General features: G+C 53.5%; 5 protein-coding genes. All 5 read left to right on the forward strand.

The genetic code is table 11. The features are described from left to right. Positions 1–847, forward strand: an 847-nt coding sequence (locus tag ACJROR_RS07875) for a TyeA family type III secretion system gatekeeper subunit (protein ID WP_406546645.1), incomplete at its 5' end; no start/stop codon positions are given. Positions 848–849: 2 nt separating this feature from the next. Then, on the forward strand, positions 850–1,254 hold the full coding sequence (locus ACJROR_RS07880; RefSeq protein WP_406546646.1) for a hypothetical protein: 405 nt from the start codon (positions 850–852) through the stop codon (positions 1,252–1,254). Next, entirely contained in the window at positions 1,247–1,603 is a 357-nt protein-coding gene (locus ACJROR_RS07885; protein ID WP_406040065.1) for a hypothetical protein, read from the forward strand. Before ACJROR_RS07880 ends, ACJROR_RS07885 begins: the two co-directional genes overlap by 8 nt. Before the next feature lie 74 nt (positions 1,604–1,677). Then, positions 1,678–2,028: a hypothetical protein gene (locus ACJROR_RS07890; protein ID WP_406040063.1), complete on the forward strand. Its 351-nt coding sequence runs from the start codon at positions 1,678–1,680 to the stop codon at positions 2,026–2,028. Next, a partial coding sequence (locus tag ACJROR_RS07895; protein WP_406546647.1) for an FHIPEP family type III secretion protein occupies positions 2,025–2,608 on the forward strand: 584 nt, incomplete at its 3' end. The genes ACJROR_RS07890 and ACJROR_RS07895, both read left to right, overlap by 4 nt.

Raw genomic sequence — 2,608 nt, forward strand, 5'->3', positions numbered from 1 at the left:
ATTCCACAATGCCGATTTCGAAGCCAAGAAGAGAGTTTACGAGGACTGCCGGAAGAGAGGCGTTAACAATGCCCGGGAGCTTCTGAACTCCCTCAAGGAGCTGGGCGGTCATCCGTCATCCAATTACGCCTTCTTAAGCAAGGCTGCTCAGGAGGCCACGGATCCCGCCGAGAAGGAACTCCTTCAGAACGCCGCAGAAGAACTGTTCCGGGAAAGCTCCCGGGAGATTCTGGCCTCCCTCAATTCCGTGGATGTGGCCAAGAGCTCCGATCTGGGCGATGGGGTCTATCTCTCCGAGGCCTACAGCGAGCTCTCCGGCAACGGCGATGATCCTCTGAAGATGCTGGACTTCATTGCCGGCAAGTTCGGCGATGACCGCATCAATGAGGGCGTGGATTTCATGCTGAAGTCTCTGGGCGCCGACATTTCCAGCCCGCTTTCCTCCCAGGAGCCGGTAGTGCTGGAGTTTGTGGGCCGCAATCTCAGCGTGGTGAGAAGCCTTAACAGCGCCACTCAGGTAATGAACAGATTCACCTCCAGATTGGGCGATGTGCACGGCATCAAGACCGAGGTCAGTCCCGCCAAGGTGCTTACCGGACTTCTCAATCTGTCCAAACAGCGTTACATCAATCCTGAGAGCATTCGTGACCTCTATGGTGATGTTGCAAAGCAGAATCCGGAAGTTGAGGTACTTCTGGCTCAGGATCTGTTAAACTCAGTCCGTAATCTCAGCACTGATTTGTTTGACAAGGATGACGCCAGACTGCGTATCATTCAGTCCATGGAGCAGCTGATTGACGGTCTTGTGGACGCCGAGGACGCCTGGCTCGAAAACGGAGGTAATTAAGAGTGATTCAGGAGGGAGTGAAGGATTTTGCTGCCAGAATCGGAGTGGATATTGAGGAGTTTGACCGCGATCATCCGCTCTGTTTCCGGGTTGACGGGACACTGGATTTCTGTCTGGAGTATCGGGTTAACGAGGAACTCATTAACGAAGACGGCACGGTGAAGATAGTTCCGCCCCTGATTCTGTCCCTGCGTTTTCCGGTGCCGCAGTATGATCACGGCCTGATGCAGAAGTTTCTCTCCCATTCCTCCGTGGAACAGCTGAGCTCGATAAATTTCACGCTGGGCTATTCCGGCGAACAGGCTCTGATGATGACCGACATTCCGGTGAACGCCAGAGCCGCAGACATTGAGAATGCCATCATTATGCTGAAGCGGCAATATGAGGAGATTATGACAAATGAGTAACGAAATCTTTAACAGTACTCTGGGACTGGACTCGCCCCTGGCGCCCCAGTTTGATGTCCATCTTCCCGAAGCTCAGGAGCTGGTGCACAATCTGCAGCAGGATGTCAGGGTTCAGGATCTTTATGCCGGAAACTCCTTCCATGACAAGATTGCCGGCGCTTTTGCCTTTTCTCTTAAGAACGTGGATCTCCTGCAGCCTAACAAAATTGAGCGGGAGCTTGAAAATATAGTGCAAAAGCTCAGCAATATCCATGATAATAACATAGAGGATTTTTTGAATGCCGATGTAAAGCCGCTCCTCAATAATGCGGATCTTTTGCGGGTTTATACCAGCATGATGCTGAATTAGGCCGCGCCGGCAGCGAGGAGCCGCCGCATGCGGGTTTTAGTAATGGCTGAAGATGCGGCCGAGTTGATTGTTTCATGAAAGAAAGCGTTTTAAGTCTCAGGGATATCGAAACTCTGAAGACGCTGGCTGATTTCTATTACCGGGTAAATCTCTTTGAGAGTTCCATGCGAACCCTCAAGGTGATGCTGACCTTTAATCCTGGGGACGTCTGGGCCCGGGGCATGCTGGCCAGATGTCATGACCGGATGCGATCCTACCGCGAGGTGATTGCTCTCACCGATGACATGTCATTTTTTAAATCCGATGAATCGATTATGCGGGCCATGATGCTTTTAAGGGCCCGGGCTCTGCTTAAGGAGGGCCGCGGAGAAGAATCCCGGGTTCTCATTCTGGAGCTGACAGCTGACGGCAAGGGATTAGTGTGAGTCTTTTTGATCTGGCGCAGTCGGCTTCCGCCGGTATTACCAGGCGGGCTGACTTTATTCTTGTGGGACTGGTGGTTGCGGTTATCGTGCTCATGATAATTCCGCTGCCCACTCCTCTGGTGGACCTTCTGATTTCCATTAATCTGGGGGCTTCCTTTATCATTCTGATGATGACCATGTACGTGCCCAACGTGCTGGCGTTTTCATCATTTCCAACGCTGCTTCTGTTTACCACCCTGTTCCGGGTGGGCCTGAACATTTCCACCACCCGTCTGATCCTGCTGCAGGCCGATGCCGGCGAAATCATCTATACCTTCGGCGATTTTGCGGTAGGCGGCAACTTCATTGTGGGCGCGGTGGTGTTCATTATCATTTCCATTGTGCAGTTCCTGGTTATCGCCAAGGGCGCGGAGCGCGTGTCCGAGGTAGGCGCCCGCTTCTCTCTGGACGCCATGCCCGGCAAGCAGATGTCCATTGACGCCGACCTCCGGGCCGGAGCCATTTCCTCGGAGGAGGCGCAGATCCGCCGCGGCCGGGTGGCCAAGGAAAGCCAGATGTACGGAGCCATGGACGGCGCGAT

Source organism: Succinimonas sp. (genome assembly GCF_045225735.1).
Lineage (GTDB): Bacteria > Pseudomonadota > Gammaproteobacteria > Enterobacterales > Succinivibrionaceae > Succinimonas.